This is a genomic window from Streptomyces sp. C36 (assembly GCF_040932295.1).
Taxonomy (GTDB): Bacteria; Actinomycetota; Actinomycetes; order Streptomycetales; family Streptomycetaceae; genus Streptomyces; species Streptomyces triculaminicus.
On record NZ_JBFQGI010000011.1, the window covers coordinates 138,353 to 155,787 of the forward strand.

The following is a 17,435-nucleotide window of genomic DNA, read 5'->3' on the forward strand; positions in this document are numbered from 1 at the left end:
GCGCCCGACCTGGCGCCCGACCTGGCGCCTGACCTGGCGCCCGACCCGGCCCGGCACCCGTCGATCCACCCGGTGACGCCCGCCGCGACGGCCCGGCCGTCGCGGCGACGGCGGGGACTACGCCCGGGGCCGGCCCATCGCGCGGAAGACCCAGCCGGCCTCCCGCCAGGCGGCGGCGTCCAGGGCGTTACGGCCGTCCAGCACCCGGCGGGCCGCGACGACCTCGCCCAGCCGCTCCGGGTCCAGCTCCCGGAACTCCGACCACTCCGTCAGGTGCAGCACCACCTCCGCCCCGCGGCACGCCTCCAGGGCGCTCGGCGCGTAGGCCAGGGTGGGGAAGAGGCGGCGGGCGTTGTCCATGCCCTTGGGGTCGTACACCGTCACCTGGCCGCCCTGCAGGTGGATCTGACCGGCGACGTTGAGCGCGGGGGAGTCGCGGACGTCGTCCGAGTCCGGCTTGAACGTCGCGCCGAGCACGGCCACCCGCCGGCCGAGGAAGCTGCCGCCCACGCTCTCGCGGGCCAGCTCGATCATGTGGCTGCGGCGCCGCATGTTGATGGAGTCGACCTCGCGCAGGAACGTCAGCGCCTGGTCGGCCCCGAGCTCCCCGGCGCGGGCCATGAAGGCCCGGATGTCCTTCGGCAGGCAGCCACCGCCGAAGCCGATGCCGGCCCGCAGGAACTTCTTGCCGATGCGCTCGTCGTGCCCGATGGCCTCCGCCAGCTTCACCACGTCGCCGTCCGCGGCCTCGCAGACCTCGGCCATGGCGTTGATGAAGGAGATCTTCGTGGCGAGGAAGGAGTTGGCGGCGGTCTTGACCAGCTCGGCCGTCGGATAGTCGGCCACCACGAACGGGGAGCCCTCGCCGACCGGCGTGGCGTACACCTCGCGCAGCAGCTTCTCGGCGCGCTCGCCCGCCACGCCCACGACGATGCGGTCGGGGTGCAGCGTGTCCTGGACGGCGAAGCCCTCCCGCAGGAACTCCGGGTTCCAGGCCAGCTCGACGTCCGCGCCCGCGGGCGCCAGCCGCGTCAGCAGGTCCGCGAGGTGCGCCGCGCTGCCCACCGGGACGGTCGACTTGCCGACGACCAGCGCCGGGCGGCGCAGCTGCGGGGCCAGGGAGGCGAACGCGCTCTCGACGTACGACATGTCGCAGGCGTACTCGCCGTGCTTCTGCGGGGTGTTCACACAGACGAAGTGCACATCGCCGAACTCGCCGACCTCCTCCCAGGAGGTGGTGAAGCGCAGCCGTCCGGTGGAGCCCTCGATGCCGGCGACGTGCTTGCGCAGCAGCTCCTCCAGCCCCGGCTCGTACATCGGGACCTCGCCGCGCGAGAGCGTCTCGATCTTCTCGGGCACCACGTCCAGGCCCAGCACCTCGAACCCGAGCTCGGCCATGGCCGCGGCGTGGGTGGCGCCGAGGTAACCGGTGCCGATCACGGTGATCTTGAGGGCCATGCGGTGCTCCAGGTGCTGACGGGGTGGCCGGCGGTCCTCGAGGACCTTCTGCCTTTATAAGGCCGCCGGGCCGGATTGCGTTGCCCGAGCATAGTCGGGGCCCGGCCGGGAAGAATCCCGGGTGATCACCCGTTGTCGGCAAGCTCACGTATCCCCGGCCGGGGCCGCGACCCTAGAATCGTGGTTACTAAACAGTAGTTAACTCTCTGGGGAGTACGCCTTGGCGGGAAACAAGGACTTCGACCTGTACCGGCCGTCCGAGGAGCACGACGAGCTCCGAAAGGTCGTGCGCTCGCTCGCCGAGGCGAAGATCGCACCGTTCGCCGCCGAGGTGGACGAGGAGGGCCGCTTCCCGCAGGAGGCGCTCGACGCGCTCGTCGCGGCCGACCTGCACGCGGTGCACGTACCGGAGGCCTTCGGCGGCGCCGGTGCGGACGCCCTCGCCACGGTCATCGTGATCGAGGAGGTCGCCCGCGTGTGCGCCTCCTCCTCGCTGATCCCGGCGGTCAACAAGCTCGGCTCGCTGCCGGTCGCGCTCTCCGGCTCCGAGGAGCTGAAGAAGAAGTACCTGAGCCCGCTCGCCAAGGGCGACTCGATGTTCTCGTACTGCCTCAGCGAGCCCGACGCGGGCTCCGACGCGGCCGGCATGAAGACCAAGGCCGTCCGCGACGGCGACTTCTGGGTCCTCAACGGCGTCAAGCGCTGGATCACCAACGCCGGCGTCAGCGACTTCTACACGGTCATGGCCGTCACCGACCCGGAGAAGCGCTCCAAGGGCATCTCCGCCTTCGTCGTCGAGAAGGCCGACGAGGGCGTCTCCTTCGGCGCCCCGGAGAAGAAGCTCGGCATCAAGGGCTCGCCGACCCGCGAGGTCTACCTCGACAACGTCCGCATCCCCGCCGACCGCATGATCGGCGCGGAGGGCACGGGCTTCGCCACCGCGATGAAGACCCTGGACCACACCCGCATCACCATCGCCGCCCAGGCGCTGGGCATCGCCCAGGGCGCCCTGGACTACGCCAAGGGCTACGTCCAGGAGCGCAAGCAGTTCGGCAAGCCGATCGGCGACTTCCAGGGCGTCCAGTTCATGCTCGCCGACATGGCCATGAAGATCTCCGCGGCCCGCGCCCTGACCTACCAGGCCGCCGCCGCCTCGGAGCGCCTCGACGCCGACCTCACCTACCTGGGCGCCGCCGCGAAGTGCTTCGCGTCGGACGTCGCGATGGAGGTCACCACGGACGCCGTCCAGCTCCTCGGCGGCTACGGCTACACCCGTGACTACCCGGTGGAGCGCATGATGCGCGACGCCAAGATCACGCAGATCTACGAAGGCACGAACCAGGTCCAGCGGATCGTCATGGCCCGCAACCTCCCGTAAGTCGTTCTCGCAGGTCAGAGGAGACAGCCCCCGGCGTGGCGCCGGGGGCTGTGTCACTGGACGCTCACGCGAGGCCGATTCCGGCTTGGGTCTTGATGGTGTCGACAGCCTCCTCGGTGAGCCAGCGGAGGGGGACCACGGTCCACCTCTCGCCCTTGCGCATGACCACGGCGTTACCGTCCCCGGTGCGTCCGACGTGAACGAAGCCGTGATCGCGCCGCAGGTCCTTCGCCAGGTGCTCGCCGTGGATCACGGGCGTTACTTCCCTTCGCGGTCCTCGTCGCCAGAGCACAGAGAGCCGTCCCTGTGCCGTCGTGCAGCCCGCCCCGGCGACTCGGCCTGTCCAGGGGTCCACCATCAGGGCGAGGGTCTCTACTCGGCGCGAACCACCATCGCGAACGACGTACGGATGCGCCGAAAACCAGCGTGACCGGCCCTGCCCGTGTGGCTCATGCACTCCACATCGACGGCCGCCGAGTCCTCGGCAGGCGTCGCTTTCCACTTGCAGTGCAGGCACTCGGCCTCAAAGGTCACGTCCGTATCGGGGTGCTCGGTGATCCGGTGCACCACGTACCGCATGGTTGCCTTGACGCTCACAGCCCACCCCTGCGGCTTCGCCGGTTGGCTTCTGCGACCTTGGCGGTCAGCTCCTCGGTCGGCCGCACCGCTGGGGCTTTGCCGTCCGGGCACCGCGGACTGCCGCATTCACATCTAGGCCACTCCAGGCCATCGCTCGGGGCGAGGCTGCCACCCTCGGGACCGCCCGCATCGGCCTTACTCACCAGCAACACCCCGCCGACGCCGAAGGCCCCGGAGAGCTGCGACAGGAAGTGCCTCGCTTCCCCGCTGCTCATGTGGTCAGCCGGTCCGATGTCGTGCGCCTCGCTGCCACCCACCATGGCTGCCCTCCTGATCGATTCCACGTCGATGCGACGACCGTAGGAACCGGGGAGCGTCGGGCTCCACAAACTTGCATGAGCTTGCACGCGAATTGGCGTGACTCATGGCGGTATTGACGCCATCTCTCCAGGTCGAAGAAGCTGATGCAAGCCCGAGCAAGTACCTAGACCGGGGAGCCCGCCATGGCCGTTGAGTTCGTTGGGATCGACCCCAACACCGACCGGGACCACTGCCCCACCGTGTGGGCGGACGCGGAAGCTCAGGAGATCTTGCTGCAGGGGTGGCGGCCGACCCTGGAGACTCAGGCGGAGTGCGAAGGAACCAGCCCTGCAAACGGTCCGGTGCCTGACAACGAGGCCATCGTCAGGATCCCGGCCCGCATGATTCCGATGATCAGGGAGGCGTGTGATGCCGTCGAGCGTGCCCAGCTTCGCTGAGCTGCTTGGCCAGTGTCGGCGATCCGCCGTCCACCTGGAACTTCGTGACTCATACGCTGCCACGGACCGGTTCGAGGCGTGGAAGCGTGGCGAGCGGATCGATTGGGAGGATCGCGAGTCCTGGTGGCATCCCTATGACCAGCTGATCGCGGACACCGTGTCCAGGGGCGTGGTGATCCGCAGGGCTCGGGTGATCTCCGAGCCGGTATCGGACTACATCCGGTGGGAGCACTACGTCACTCATGCCAACGTCACGGCCGGTGAGGAGGTCCGCTGGCTGCCACGGCGGCTGGCCACGGCCATCGCCCTGCCGGGGAATGACTTCTGGCTGTTCGACGATGCGCTGCTCCGGGTGCACCACTTCTCAGGTGACGGCGCGGTGGTGGAGGACGAGATCACGGGGGACGCGGAAGCCGTGAAGCTGTGCTCCACCGCCTTCGAAGCGGTTTGGGAGCGAGCGATCCCGCACCACCGGTACCAGGTCTGAGGAAAGCCGGCTCCATGCCCCCGCACCCCTCTTCACGCGTCCAGAAGGCACGCGAGGATCTTGCAGGGCGTCTGCGCGAGATTCGGAAGGACGCGGGGATCAGCGGACGGGAGCTGGCCGTCAGGTGTGGTTGGTCGGAGTCGAAGTCGTCCCGGATCGAGAACGCCAAGACGCCTCCCTCCGATACGGACATCCGAGCGTGGTGCCGGGCCTGCGCCTCCGGCGATCAGGCGCCTGACTTGATCGCGGCAAACAGGCAGTCCGCAGATGCTCATGTGCAGTGGAAGCGCCTCCAGCGGACCGGTCTCCGGCGCCTGCAGGAGTCCACCGGGGACCTGTACCGACGAACCAAGACCTTCCGGGTCTATGTCTCCGACGTGATCCCCGGTTTTCTCCAGAGCTCCGGATACGCCGCTGCTCTACTGTCGTCCATCGCGGGTTTCCGGGGCACTCCGGATGATGTGAGCGATGCCGTGGAGGCCCGCATGAGACGTAACGCGGTGCTGACCAGTGGTGCACACCGGTTCTCATTCGTGCTGGAGGAGTCGGTCTTGCGGTACCGGCCGTGCAGCGCTGAAACCATGGCGGCACAGCTCGGCCACTTGCTCGGGGCCATGGACCTTCAGAACGTCGCCGTGGGCATCGTCCCGTTCTCGACACAACGGACCGTGTGGCCCATGCCGACCTTCACGATCTTCGATGAAGGCAGGGTGCACGCGGACACGCTGGATGCCGCTTCCACGCTCACACAGCCCAGCCAGGTCGAGCTGTACGCCCGTGCCTTCGAAGGTCTCTCGCAGCAGGCCGTAAGGGGAGCGGCGGCCCGCGCCCTCATCGCGGAAGCGGTGGCATCCCTGGGCTGACCAGCGATGGCGGCGCCTCTGCCGCAGGTGATCACGGCGACGAAACGGCCCCCGGGGGCCGTTCGTCGTCTCCCGGTGGCGGGCCGCCGCACGGCGGGTGAAGGTGGTCGGGGGTAAGTCCGTACTGCCAGGGAGGCCCGCGTCATGCCCGAGGTAACCAAGCCCTACACCCCCGGCACGCCCTGCTGGGTGGATCTGGTGGTTCCCGACCAGCGGGAGGCGCTCGACTTCTACCGGGACCTCTTCGGCTGGCAGGGCGAGCCCGGGCCGCCGGAGACCGGCGGGTACGCGGTCTGCAGTCTCAACGGCAAGGCCGTCGCCGGGATCATGACCTCGATGGCCCAGGAGGGCGGCTCCAAGCCGCCGCCCGCGTGGACCACCTACCTCGCCGTCGGCGACGCCGACGGCGCCGTCGACAAGATCACGAGCAGCGGCGGCACGTCGCTGGCGGGCCCGATGGACGTGCTCGCGCTCGGGCGGATGGCCGTCGTGGCCGATTCCACGGGCGCGGTGTTCGGGATCTGGCAGGCCGGGGAGTTCATCGGCTCGCAGGTCGTCAACGAGCCGGGCTCGGTGGTGTGGAACGAGCTGAACACCGCCGACCCCAACACGGCCGCCGCCTTCTACTCGGAGGCCCTGGACGTGACGACCGAGCCCATGGAGGAGGCCCCCGGCTACTTCGCCCTCAAGGCCAAGGGCCGGGTGGTCGGCGGCATGCAGGACCTGGAGAAGTCCCCGCCCGGGTCGCCGTCGCACTGGCTGACGTACTTCTCCGTCGACGACACCGACAGCACCGTCGACGCGCTGGTCAAGGCCGGCGGCAACGTCCTCAAGCCGCCGTTCGACATGGTGGCGGGCCGCATGGCGGTCGTGCAGGACCCGCAGGGAGCGGTGTTCGCCCTCATCAACGCGACGGGGCCGTCGCCCGAGGCCGGCTGACGGCCGGCCCCGCGCGGCGTCATCGGCGGGTCACTGCGACCCGCCGGTGACGGTGACCTTCTTGTCGTCGCGCAGCTGGCCGAAGAGCTGCTTCGCCTTGGTCATGTCCCACTTCACGGCCACCCCGTCGGTGCGGGTGGGGAGGTTGGGGTTGGCGATCGGCACGGTCGTCTGCTGTCCGTCCCCGCCGGTGACGCCCTTCATCGCCCAGAACATGTCCATCAGGTCCCACAGGCCCATGTCCTTGTCGACGATGAGGGTGTCGAGCCCGGAGCCGATGACGGGGTAGAGGCGGAAGGGGTTGAGGACCGTGGTGGGCGAGGCGGCCTGCTTGGCGAGGGTGTTCAGGAACTTCTGCTGGTTGCGCATCCGGCCCAGGTCCTGGTCGGCCTCCTGGTGGCGCTGGCGGACGAACGCCAGCGACTGGGCGCCGTTGAGCTCCTGGCAGCCCGCCTTGAAGTCCGCGCCCGAGTCCCGGTCCTTCAGCGGCTTGTCCAGGCACATCTCCACCCCGCCGAGCGCGTCGACGAGGTTGCGGAAGCCGCCGAAGCCGATCTCGGCGTAGTGGTCGATGCGCAGGCCGGTGTTGTACTCGACGGTCTGCGTCAGCAGCTCGGCGCCGCCGTCCGCGTAGGCCTGGTTGAGCTTGTGGGTGGCGGCCGGGAAGTGTTTGCCGGACTCCTTGCCGGTGAAGGCGGGGATCGTCACATAGGAGTCGCGCGGCAGGCTGAGCATCGTGGTGCCGTTGTCGCCGGTGTGCAGGATCATCATCGAGTCGGTGCGCTTGCCCTCGGCCGACCCGGTGTGGAGGTCCTTCTTGTCCTGGTCCGACAGGCCTTCGCGGCTGTCGGAGCCGACGATCAGGTAGTTCGTGCCCTCGCCGGCCTGCGGGCGGTCCTTGACCTGACCCAGGTCGACCTCGCGGCGCATCTTTCCGTCGGCCCAGAAGTACGTGCCGCCGCCGACGGCCAGCAGCGTGGCGACGAGGGCGATCGCCCCGATCTTGGCGCGCTTGCGCCAGTCCGGTGCGCCCGCGCGCGGCGCCCGGCCGCGTCCGGCGGGCCCGCCGGTGCCGCCGGAGGCGCCGCCTCCGTGCCCGTAGACCTGTCCGGTGTTGTATCCGTCACCGCCCGCGTCGTTCCGCAGGGCGCCGGGGGAGTCGTAGCCCTGGGGCGGCCGGTACTGCGGCGGGGGGCCGTCGCGCCGGACGTGCGGCAGGGGACGGGCGCTCTCCGGCTCGGCACTGGTGCTGCCGGCCCCGTACCGGTCGCGGCGGCCGGGGGTCCGCCCTTCGGGCCAATCGTTCATGTCATCGAGTGTGCCTTGTGGGGGCAGCCGACCCGCAGGGTGAGGACGGGACCGTGGCGGTGCTGTTGCAGAGCTGATGCAAACCCGGCCGCCGCCCCGGGCCCCGCATACAGTGGTGGGCATGACCAATCAGGACCGGAGCCCGGAGGCGGACATATCCGGCAAGCCCACCTCGGCTTCCCGTACGACGCTCTCCCACATCATGACCGCCCATGACACCAATCTGCTGGGGACCGTGCACGGCGGTGTGATCATGAAGCTGGTGGACGACGTCGCGGGCGCCGTGGCCGGGCGGCACTCCGGCGGCCCCGCGGTCACCGCCTCGATGGACGAGATGGCCTTCCTCGAGCCGGTCCGCGTCGGTGACCTCGTCCATGTGAAGGCGCAGGTCAACTGGACCGGGCGGTCCTCGATGGAGATCGGCGTGCGGGTGCTCGCCGAACGCTGGAACGAGTCCACGCCCGCCGTCCAGGTCGGCAGCGCCTACCTTGTCTTCGCCGCCGTCGACGGGGAGGGCAAGCCCCGGCGCGTCCCCGAGGTGCTGCCCGAGACCGAGCGCGACCGCCGGCGCTACCAGGAGGCGCAGATCCGGCGTACGCACCGGCTCGCCCGGCGGCGCGCGATCGTGGAGCTGCGCGAGCGGCGGGCCGCCGAGGGCATCGAGGACTGAGGCCGCCCTCCGCCACCCGCTACCCCTGCTCCGGGCAGACCACCTGGTCCCCGGTGACCACCGGGATGCCCCCGGCCTGCTGCGGCGGGGTCTCGGCGCGCACCGGGCGCACCTCGGTGAAGTCCTTCCCCAGGATCACCTTCATCACCGGCCCCTGCCCGGGGACGGGCCGCAGCTCGGCGTTCGGCAGCGCGGCCGCCACCGAGCGGACCGAGCGGTCCCAGCGCGGGTCGTAGGTGATCACGGTGTGCCGCACCACGCGCGGGGCGTCGACGGGCGAGCCGGTGGTGACGAAGCCGGTGGCGCGCAACGCCAGGTCGGTCGAGCGGGCGAGGCCGTCACGGCCGCTGCCGTTGAGGACCTGCACCTTGACCTGCTCGGGCGCCACGTCCACCGTCCTCGCCCGCGGGCCGGGGCCGCCGGGCGGCTTGGCGTCCTGCGCCCGGTGCGGGGCGTGCGGGGCGGTGTTGACCGGGCGGTCCTCGCGCAGGGCCTGGAAGAGCTTGCCGGCGGCCGGCTCGTCCCACTTCACGGTCGAGCCGATGCCGGGGACGGGGAAGTTCGCGGTGGCGATCGGTACGGAGGTGAACTCGGCGGACGCCGGGGTCAGGTTCCGCAGCGCCCGGCCGAGCTCGACGAGGTCGTCGCTGCCGAAGCCCCGGTCGGCGCGGACCGAGCCGACCACGGCCGAGGACACCTCCTGGAACTTCACCGGGTTGAGCAGCACCCCGCCGTCGGCCACCTTGTGGATGAGCGAGGCGAGGAACCGTTGCTGCCGCTGCATCCGGCCCAGGTCGGCGGCGCCGTCCAGGTGCCGGGAGCGGACGTACTGCAGGGCCTTGCCGCCGTCGAGGGTGCTGGTGCCGGCCGGGAGGTTCAGGCCGGTGTAGGCGTCCCTGAGCGGCCGCACGGTGCACACCTGCACCCCGCCCACCGCGTCGACGGTCTCCATGAAGCTGCTGAAGTCGACCTCCATGTAGTGGTCGACGTGCACGCCGGTCAGGCGTTCGACGGAGCGTACGGTCAGGCTGGGCCCGCCCTCGGCGTAGGCGGCGTTGAGCTTGAGGGGGTGCGCGGGGCGGGTGCGGCCCGTGCCGTCGGGGTGCTCGGGGATCTCGGTGTAGGTGTCGCGGGGCAGGCCGACCACGGTGGCCCGGTCGCGGTCGGCGGACAGGTGCACCAGCATCATCGTGTCGGTGCAGTGACAGGGGGCGCCGCCGAGGTGGTAGCGGTCGCGGTCCCGCTTAGTGATCTTGTCGCGGCCGTCCGTGCCGACGAGCAGGACGTTCATGCCCCGCCCGCTGCCGGGCCGGTTCGACAGGCCCTCGAAGGGGTCCACCCGGCCGATGTTGCCCTCGATGCCATGGACCACCGCGTGCCCGATGCCGCCCGCGCCCAGCACCGCCACGGCGGCGCCCGTGGCCAGTCGCATGCCCCAGCGGGGGCGGCCGGCGGGGGAGGGGCGCGGGTTCGGGCGCGGCCGGGGGGAGCGGGTCGGTGCGGTCACTGCGAGACCTCCGCGACGATCGGGTCCCTGACGGGGGAGAGACCGGGAACACGGTAGGCCAATACGATGATCTGTCTGCGGCCCCACGCCGTCGCCGGCGGCCCCGCCACCCGGCCGGGGCGGAAGCGTGTCCCCCATTGGCGGTAACGTGGCCGGGGAGACCGACGAACCAGCCGTCCGCCGCGGGGTGACCCCGACCCCCGTACCCCCGAGGAACCATGCACGATCAGCAGCCGCCAGCCGTTTCCGTGATCATGCCGGTGCTCAATGAAGAGCGGCATCTGCGCACCTCCGTGCGGCACATCCTGGAGCAGGAGTATGCCGGTGAACTGGAGGTGGTCATCGCCCTCGGTCCGTCCACGGACCGTACGGACGAGATCGCCGCGGAGCTCGTCCGGGAGGACTCCAGGGTCCATACCGTGCCGAATCCCACCGGTCGCACCCCTGCCGCGCTCAATGCCGCGATCAAGGCATCACGTCACCCGATCGTGGTACGCGTCGACGGCCACGGGATGCTCTCGCCGAACTACATCGCGACGGCGGTGCGGCTGCTGGAGGAGACCGGCGCCCAGAACGTGGGCGGCATCATGCACGCCGAGGGCGAGAACTCCTGGGAGCGGGCCGTGGCCGCCGCCATGACGTCCAAGGTCGGCGTGGGCAACGCGGCCTTCCACACCGGCGGCGCGGCCGGCCCGGCCGAGACCGTCTATCTGGGCGTCTTCCGCCGTGAGGCGCTGGAGACGCAGGGCGGCTACAACGAGGAGTTCATCCGCGCCCAGGACTGGGAGCTGAACTTCCGTATCCGGGAGGCCGGCGGGCTGATCTGGTTCTCGCCCGAGCTGCTGGTCTCCTACCGGCCGCGCCCGAACGTCAAGGCGCTCGCCAAGCAGTACAAGGACTACGGCCGCTGGCGGCACGTCGTCGCCCGCTACCACCAGGGCTCGATCAACCTGCGCTACCTCGCCGCCCCCACCGCCGTGGTCGCGATCGCGGCCGGCCTGGTGGCCGGCGCCACGGTCACCCCGTGGGGCCTGATCGTTCCGGCCGGCTACCTGGCGGCCATCACGGCCGGCTCGGTGCCCGCGGGCAAGGGCCTGCCCCTCGCGGCCCGGGCGCGCATCCCGGTGGCGCTGGCCACGATGCACATGTCGTGGGGCTTCGGCTTCCTGACCAGCCCCCGCTCGCTGGCGAAGAAGGTCATCGCCAGCCGCCGCCCGGCGGTCCGGACGAGCTGACGGGCGTACGACGCCCATCGGGGCCCGTGGCCGTACCGGCCGCGGGCCCCGACGCGTTCACGGGCGCCGCTCGGAAGCGGAAGCGGCCCCGCTCGGAAGCGGCCCCGCTCGGAAGCGGCCCCGCTCAGAAGCGGTTGAGCGGGTTGACCTTCATGCAGGCCGTCTTGTCGTCGCCGTTGAGCGGGTCCGAGCTCTCGGGGGCCTTGTTGTCGTCGGGCTTCTTCGTGCCCTTGCCGTCGTCCTTCTGCCCGTCCTTGCCGGCCTTGCCGTCCTGTCCGGTCTTCTCGTCCCCGGCGCCCTTGCCGTCCTTGCCGTCCTTCGCGGAGGGCGTGGAGGAGGGGTCCGTGCTCTCGTCCTCGCCGCCGTCCTTGGGATAGGACGTGCCGCCCTTCCAGTCGCCGCCGATGACCAGGGTGATCTGCTGGACCTCGGGGGAGTGCCGTACCGCCGTCTCCGGCAGGCCCAGGGCCTTGGCCACGGCGAGGGCGTCGCCGCGCTGGGTCGCCCGCGGGTAGGTGAGCGTGGTGTCGGCCTGGGCGCGCGGCGTGGAGTCGGAGGTGACCTTGGCGAAGCCCTGCTTGACCAGGAACGAGGCGATGTCCGAGCCACGGCCGGTGACCGGCGGCTCCACGACGGTGCCCGTGCCGTTGAACACGGTGACCGCGATGTCCTTCTTCGGTGCGGCCGGGGGCGCGGAGGGCAGGGACTTCGGGTCCTTCTTCTTGTCCTTGCCGTCCAGCGCGATGTCGTTGCGGACCAGGGAGAAGAGCTTGTCGGCGTCGCCGGGCTTGGGGATCACATGCGCGTCCGGGTTCTGCGGGTCGGAGACCCAGGGCATGGTCGTCATGGTGATCCGGCCGGAGGGCACGCGCTTGATGTCGTCGGCGAGGTTGTAGAGCTTCTTGACCGAGCCGAGGTCCTTGTCGACCGTGAGCGCCTTGGTGGCGGCTTCGGCGAGGTCGGTGAGCTGGCCGGGGTCGGAGAGCTTGGTGCCGGACTTCAGCTGACGGACCATCGCGTTCATGTACATGTGCTGGGCGTGGGTACGGCCGATGTCGCTGCCGTCCTCGAAGCCGTGCCGGGTGCGCAGCCACTGCAGGGCCTGCTCGCCCTTGACCGTGCGGCTGCCCTTGAGCAGGCGCAGGCCGGACTTGTCGTCGTAGATGTTGCTGTCGACGCAGACGGGCACGCCGCCGACGGCGTCGGCCATGCTCACCACGCCCGCGAAGTCGATCATCATGAAGTGGTCGACGGGGATGCCGGTGAGCTCTTCCCAGGTGGCCACGGTGCAGCCGGGGCCGCCGTTGCCCAGGCTGGTGTTGATGATCTGGCCGTTGGTCCCGCGGTAGACCTTGCCGTTCTCGGGGTCGGTGCACTTGGGGATCGTCACCCGGGTGTCGCGGGGGACGCTGATGACCGACATGTTGCTGCGGTCGGCCGAGACGTGCACCAGCATCTGCACATCGGCCAGCGGGGGCCGGTCGGCGTCGTCGCGGGCGCCGCCGAGGTCCTGGTTCGCCTTGCTGTTGCGGCTGTCGGAGCCCAGCAGCAGGATGTTGAGGGGACGCTGGCCGTCGGCGTTGGCGGCGCTGCGGTCGAGCTGCTTGTCGCCGAGGTTGAGCTTGTTCTTCCTGATGTTCCCGTTGAGGTGCTCGTAGTAGAAGTACCCAGCGGCGGAGACGCCGAGGACGAGCACGGCCAGGCCGAGCGCCGCCCAGCGGGCTATGCGCCCGATGCGGCGGCGCCGGCCGCCGGCTATGGATCCGTCGGCGTCCTTCGTGTCCTCGGACTCCTCGGCCTTGGGCGTGTCGCCCTTGGCCTTGCCGTCCTTGGACTGCGCGGCCTGCTCTTCCTGCACGCCGCTGCTCTGCCGCATCGGGCCTCCCCTGAATGGTGCGTCCGGCCCGATGGGCAGGCATGTCGTACCTGATGAGTATTACTGCGTAATGAGATGCGAAAGCCCGGCAGGGGGGTTCACTTGGCGCAGATGTTCTTGTCGTCCGCTTCGACCTTCTGAATGCCCTCCGGGGCCTTCTTGGGGGCGGAGACCGGGGTTCCGGCGCCCTTGAAGTCCTCGCCGAGGATCAGCGTCATCTCCGCGGTGGGCGCCGCGTTGCTCGAGCCCTGCTTCAGGGCGTCGACGGGCAGGCCCATCTCGTCGGCCAGCCGGCGGGCCTGGTCGGCCTGGTTGGGGGCGAACTCCAGGACCGTCTTGTCCTTCTTGCCGCCGGAGGCGTTGCCGCCGTTGCTGGTGCGGCGCATGCCCTTGGAGTTCTGCATCCAGGCGACGGTCTCCCCGGCGGCGCCCATCCGCCCGCTGCCGTTGAGCACCTTGACGCGTACGGTCGCGGGCGCGGCGCGCGTCCCCTTGAGCAGGGCCGCCTGCTTGGCGTCCGCCTCCTCCTGGGCCTTCTCCTCCTTCTCCTTCACCTCGGTGAGGGAGACGTCCTGGCGGACCATGGCGAAGAGCGGCTCGGCCTTCGACTTGTCCAGAACGACCGTCTTGTGGTCCTTGCCCTCGGCCGGGTTGTCGAGGACGGGCACGGTGGCGAAGGTGATGTTCTTGGTGTTGACCTTGCTGAGCTCCTTGGCCAGCGAGGTCAGCTTGGTGATGGAGCCTATGCCGGTGTCGACGGTGAGGGAGTTCGTCGCGGCGTCGCTGAGCTCGTAGAGCTTCTTGGGGTTGGTGAGGGTGTCACCGGACTTCATCTTCCGGATCATGGAGCTGAGGAACTGCTGCTGCAGCTCGATCCGGCTGAGGTCGCCGCCGAAGCCCACCGAGTGCCGCGTGCGCACGAACGCCAGCGCGTCCTCGCCCTCGACGGTGTGCCGGCCCTTGCTCATCTTCAGGTGCGAGTCGGCGTCGTTGATGTCCTTGGCCACACAGACCTCAACACCGCCGACGGCCGAGGACAGCTCCTTGACGGCGTTGAAGTCGGCCATCATGAAGTGAGTGACCTTCAGCTTCGTCAGCTGCTCCACGGTCCGCCAGGTGCAGCCGGGGTCACGGTCCTCCTGGCCCAGGCTCTCGTTGAAGCGGACGCCCTTGGAGCCGGGGATGGTCTTGGTGGAGCCGTTCTTCTGCTTGGTGGGGCAGTCCGGGATGTCCGTGATCATGTCGCGCGGGATCGACAGCGCGGTGGCGTTCGTACGGTCCTCAGAGACATGGAAGAGCAGGGTGGTGTCGGCGTGTCCGACGCTGCCGGCGTCGCCGTAGCCGGTGTTGCCCTTGCCGGAGCGCTTGTCGGTGCCGATGACCAGGATGTTCACCGGGCCCTTGGTGACGGCTCCGTTGTTGATGCCGACGTCGACCTTGTCGATGTTGTTGTTCAGGTGCTGGTAGAGCAGGTAGCCGCCCACCGTGGCCACGACCAGCACCACGCCGACCGTGCCGCCGGTCCACATCAGGGCCTTCTTCTTGCCCGACTTCTTCGGCTTGGGTTTACGGCGTCCCGTCGCCGCGGCCTTGGCCGCGGCCCGGCGGCCGCCGGTGCTCCGCTGTCCGGGCACGGCCCGGCCGCCACCCCCGCCGGCGCCCGGCTTGGGCTTCGGCTTGGGCCGGGGCGCGGCCGACGCGGCGGCCCGCTTCCCGGGCCCGGGCGACGGTGTCGCGGCAGGGGTGTGTCCGGCCGGTGTCACCGGCTCCCCGGCATGGTCCAGGCGCAGCTCGTAGCTGCCGGTTTTGGGGTCGAACACCCACTGGTCGGCGGGGTCGATATCGCCCGCTCGCCCACGGCCTTGCGCGTCCACGGTCGCTTGAATCCTCCGTCGGTGCCACGCGGCGCCTACCCCCCCGAGGCGCTCGATCATGTCAACTTGCAGTGCGCGGTCAGCCCGGCCGTGCGCACCGGATCGCTCACACTATCCGCCCAGTTCAGCGTCAAGCGACGCCCGTGACAAATTGCACTCCCCTACAACTGGGCAATCTGCCCAATCCCTTCGCGGAGAAGGGCGTCGGAGCGAACATCGGTACGGAATGATGATCGTACCGTTTGATGGGGTTCCAGCGGGTTTCCGGCGAGTTCCCGGCCGTTTCTCGACCGCTTGCCGGCGAGTGCTTGCCGGCGAGCCGGTGGTGTCAGCCGCAGACGCCCCGCGCGGCGGTGGTGCCCTCGTAGGTCGGCGGCGTCGTGGGCAGCGGCGACGGCGACACGGACGGCGACACAGATGATGGCACGGACGGCGGCGGCACGGATTCCGGCACACCGGGCACAACGGACGGATCCGGCCCCTCCGTGCCGTCGAACTCCTCCGGCCCCGGCCCCGGCTCCCACCGCGAGCGCGGCTTGTCGTCCGCCGGGCGCACATGGGCGCTCACGGCCACCGGCCGGTCCAGGCGCAGCTGCTGGAAGAGCTGGTCCGCGTCCGGCTGGACGAGCTCGTCGCGGGCGCTGTTGTACGGGTACGGCCGGCGCGGCACCGTCAGGAACTGGACCCGGTCGGTGGGGATGCCCCGCACGGTGCGCACCAGGTCGTACATCTTCCTGATCGAGTCCAGCCCGGAGTCCGTGGTGAGCGACCGCGTGGCGGCGTCCAGGACGGGGTAGAGCCGCGTCGGGTTGAGCATCACCCCGTCGCTCTGCATCTCGCGCACCAGGGCGCCCAGGAACTGCTGCTGACGCCCCATCCGCTCGGTGTCGCTGCCGTCCCCGATGCTGTAGCGGGCCCGGACGTAGCCCAGCGCCTGCTCCCCGTGCAGCACCTGACGGCCCGCGGGGAGCTTCAGCCGCGCCTCGCGGTCGTCCACCGGCCGCTTCAGGCACACCTCCACGCCGTCGATCGCGTCCACCAGGCCCTTGAACCCGTTGAAGTCCAGCACGATGTGATGGTCGATCCGGATCCGGGTGATGCTCTCGACGGTGCGGATGGTGCAGGCGGTGCCCGCGAGCTCGTACGCCCAGTTGAACTGCGCGAAGCGCTCACGGGTGTACGTGCCGTCCGGCCGGCGGCAGCTGGGGATCGTCGCCATCAGGTCGCGCGGCAGGCTCACGGCCGTCGCGCGGCTGCGGTCGGCGGCCACGTGCAGCAGGATCGTGGTGTCCGAGCGCTGGCTGCCGCTGTCCCCGCCGTACCGGCCGTTGCCCGAGCCGCTGCGCGTGTCCGAGCCGATGACCAGGATGTTCTGGGCGCCCGCCACCAGCGCGCTGGGGCGCTCCTTCTCCCAGCGGCGCAGCTCCTCCTCCGTCTCGGTGTCGGTGGTGATGTTGTCGTTGAGCCGCTCGTAGAGCACCCAGCCGACCCCGGCCACCACCAGCACCAGCAGCGCCATGACCAGCGCCAGCCGGCGCGCCCAGCGGCGCCGCCGGGGCGCGGGTGGCGGGCCGGGCGGCTCCGGGGCGAAGAAGTCGTCCGGCCACGGGGGCGGGCCAGGGCTGTGGGTCACGGCTGCGCTGCGTCCCTCCTCGGCGGTTGCCGGCGTACTCGCCGATCATCGCCCGGGACGCGCGCGGCGGCAGCGTCAGTGGGCCGTCACGGTGACGCGCTCACTCTCGCGCCGCTTCTCCAGGCCGCCGCCGGAGAGCCGGTCGAGGTGGCGGCACAGCACCACCGAGCCGCCCGCGGCCAGCGGCGCGAAGAGCCCGGCCGACAGGCCCTCCCAGTGGTCGTACGGCAGCCCCGACAGCAGCCGGGAGCCCGGGCCCAGGCCGTGCTGGCGGGCGTCCGTGCGCGCCTGCTCGACCACCTGCGCGCCCGTCAGCTCCCGGCCTCCCACGACCAGCGCCGGGGCGTTCGGGTCCACGGGGGCGAACGGGGCGAACCGGTCGCCCTGCGAGGGCACCTCGACGGCGTAGTCGGCGAAGCCGGCCGGAGGCTGGGGGAAGCGGCCGCCCAGGGGGCGCAGCGCCAGCGCCATCCGCTCGCCGGAGCAGGCGGCGGCCTCCTCGAGGGTGTCCGGACCGCTGACGACCAGGTCGGCCGCGGCCGGGTCGCCGCCCACCTCGGCGACGACGCCGACGGAGGAGCACGCGATCAGCCAGACGGCGGTCTGCCAGTGCGCGGGCAGCAGCAGCGCGAGACGGTCGCCGGGGCCGGCGGCGAGATCGCCCTGGAGCAGATTGGCGGTCTTCGCCACCCAATTGGCGAAGGTCGCCACGGACAGTTCCACGCGTTCGCCGGTGGCGTCGTCGTAGAAGGTCACGAGCGGGCGGGCCGGGTCCGCGGCGAGCGCGGAACGCAGCAGGTCGGCGGGGGTGCGATCGGTGGCGTTCATCGCCGCCAGCGTACGCGGGGAAGGGCCTGACGGGCAGTCGGC

17 protein-coding genes are annotated in these 17,435 nt (G+C 70.7%); 7 read left to right on the forward strand and 10 right to left on the reverse strand.

Annotated features, from left to right (window positions below; translation table 11 throughout):
• Nucleotides 1-117: 117 nt before the first annotated feature.
• Nucleotides 118-1,458: a UDP-glucose/GDP-mannose dehydrogenase family protein gene (locus AB4K12_RS28875; protein ID WP_368437484.1), complete on the reverse strand. Its 1,341-nt coding sequence runs from the start codon at nt 1,456-1,458 to the stop codon at nt 118-120.
• A 220-nt stretch (nt 1,459-1,678) separates the two neighbouring features.
• On the opposite strand from AB4K12_RS28875, the gene AB4K12_RS28880 reads away from it, so the two are divergent.
• The gene (locus tag AB4K12_RS28880; RefSeq protein WP_368437486.1) at nt 1,679-2,836 is read left to right on the forward strand and encodes an acyl-CoA dehydrogenase family protein; all 1,158 of its coding nucleotides are present in this window, start codon (nt 1,679-1,681) and stop codon (nt 2,834-2,836) included.
• 64 nt (nt 2,837-2,900) lie between these two features.
• Here the strand turns inward: AB4K12_RS28880 and AB4K12_RS28885 are convergent, their stop codons facing one another.
• From AB4K12_RS28885 to AB4K12_RS28895, 3 genes are all read right to left on the reverse strand, one after another.
• A complete protein-coding gene (locus AB4K12_RS28885) occupies nt 2,901-3,089 on the reverse strand; it encodes a hypothetical protein (RefSeq protein ID WP_368437488.1) in 189 nt (62 codons plus the stop codon).
• Nucleotides 3,090-3,208: 119 nt separating this feature from the next.
• Nucleotides 3,209-3,433 (reverse strand): hypothetical protein, encoded by a 225-nt coding sequence (locus AB4K12_RS28890; protein WP_368437490.1) that lies wholly within the window; start codon nt 3,431-3,433, stop codon nt 3,209-3,211.
• On the reverse strand, nt 3,430-3,735 hold the full coding sequence (locus AB4K12_RS28895; RefSeq protein WP_368437492.1) for a hypothetical protein: 306 nt from the start codon (nt 3,733-3,735) through the stop codon (nt 3,430-3,432). Before AB4K12_RS28895 ends, AB4K12_RS28890 begins: the two co-directional genes overlap by 4 nt.
• 183 nt (nt 3,736-3,918) lie before the next feature.
• Between AB4K12_RS28895 and AB4K12_RS28900 the strand changes: the two genes are divergently transcribed.
• From AB4K12_RS28900 to AB4K12_RS28915, 4 genes are all read left to right on the forward strand, one after another.
• Nucleotides 3,919-4,173 (forward strand): hypothetical protein, encoded by a 255-nt coding sequence (locus AB4K12_RS28900; RefSeq protein WP_368437494.1) that lies wholly within the window; start codon nt 3,919-3,921, stop codon nt 4,171-4,173.
• Nucleotides 4,145-4,660: a DUF6879 family protein gene (locus AB4K12_RS28905; RefSeq protein WP_368437496.1), complete on the forward strand. Its 516-nt coding sequence runs from the start codon at nt 4,145-4,147 to the stop codon at nt 4,658-4,660. The genes AB4K12_RS28900 and AB4K12_RS28905 overlap by 29 nt, the downstream gene beginning before the upstream one ends.
• 14 nt (nt 4,661-4,674) lie before the next feature.
• Nucleotides 4,675-5,523, forward strand: coding sequence for a helix-turn-helix domain-containing protein (locus AB4K12_RS28910; protein ID WP_368437498.1), 849 nt, complete (start codon nt 4,675-4,677; stop codon nt 5,521-5,523).
• 144 nt (nt 5,524-5,667) lie between these two features.
• Complete coding sequence (locus AB4K12_RS28915) at nt 5,668-6,462, forward strand: VOC family protein (protein ID WP_368437500.1); 795 nt, start codon at nt 5,668-5,670, stop codon at nt 6,460-6,462.
• 30 nt (nt 6,463-6,492) lie between these two features.
• On the opposite strand, the gene AB4K12_RS28920 is transcribed toward AB4K12_RS28915, so the two are convergent.
• Nucleotides 6,493-7,770 carry an LCP family protein gene (locus AB4K12_RS28920; RefSeq protein ID WP_368437502.1) on the reverse strand — a complete coding sequence of 426 codons (1,278 nt, stop codon included), beginning with the start codon at nt 7,768-7,770 and terminating at the stop codon, nt 6,493-6,495.
• A gap of 121 nt (nt 7,771-7,891) precedes the next feature.
• Between AB4K12_RS28920 and AB4K12_RS28925 the strand changes: the two genes are divergently transcribed.
• Nucleotides 7,892-8,440 carry an acyl-CoA thioesterase gene (locus AB4K12_RS28925; protein ID WP_368437504.1) on the forward strand — a complete coding sequence of 183 codons (549 nt, stop codon included), beginning with the start codon at nt 7,892-7,894 and terminating at the stop codon, nt 8,438-8,440.
• Between the two features lie 19 nt (nt 8,441-8,459).
• Here the strand turns inward: AB4K12_RS28925 and AB4K12_RS28930 are convergent, their stop codons facing one another.
• A complete protein-coding gene (locus AB4K12_RS28930) occupies nt 8,460-9,872 on the reverse strand; it encodes an LCP family protein (protein WP_368437555.1) in 1,413 nt (470 codons plus the stop codon).
• Between the two features lie 293 nt (nt 9,873-10,165).
• On the opposite strand from AB4K12_RS28930, the gene AB4K12_RS28935 reads away from it, so the two are divergent.
• Entirely contained in the window at nt 10,166-11,182 is a 1,017-nt protein-coding gene (locus AB4K12_RS28935) for a glycosyltransferase family 2 protein (protein ID WP_086573393.1), read from the forward strand.
• A 124-nt stretch (nt 11,183-11,306) separates the two neighbouring features.
• Here AB4K12_RS28935 and AB4K12_RS28940 read toward each other — a convergent pair whose 3' ends face one another.
• The 4 genes from AB4K12_RS28940 to AB4K12_RS28955 form a co-directional block, all read right to left on the reverse strand.
• Nucleotides 11,307-13,058 (reverse strand): LCP family protein, encoded by a 1,752-nt coding sequence (locus AB4K12_RS28940; RefSeq protein WP_368437506.1) that lies wholly within the window; start codon nt 13,056-13,058, stop codon nt 11,307-11,309.
• 98 nt (nt 13,059-13,156) lie between these two features.
• On the reverse strand, nt 13,157-14,932 hold the full coding sequence (locus tag AB4K12_RS28945) for an LCP family protein (protein ID WP_368437508.1): 1,776 nt from the start codon (nt 14,930-14,932) through the stop codon (nt 13,157-13,159).
• A 328-nt stretch (nt 14,933-15,260) separates the two neighbouring features.
• Nucleotides 15,261-16,565, reverse strand: coding sequence for an LCP family protein (locus tag AB4K12_RS28950; RefSeq protein ID WP_368437510.1), 1,305 nt, complete (start codon nt 16,563-16,565; stop codon nt 15,261-15,263).
• A gap of 75 nt (nt 16,566-16,640) precedes the next feature.
• Nucleotides 16,641-17,393 (reverse strand): TIGR03089 family protein, encoded by a 753-nt coding sequence (locus AB4K12_RS28955; RefSeq protein ID WP_368437512.1) that lies wholly within the window; start codon nt 17,391-17,393, stop codon nt 16,641-16,643.
• Between the last annotated feature and the right edge of the window lie 42 nt (nt 17,394-17,435).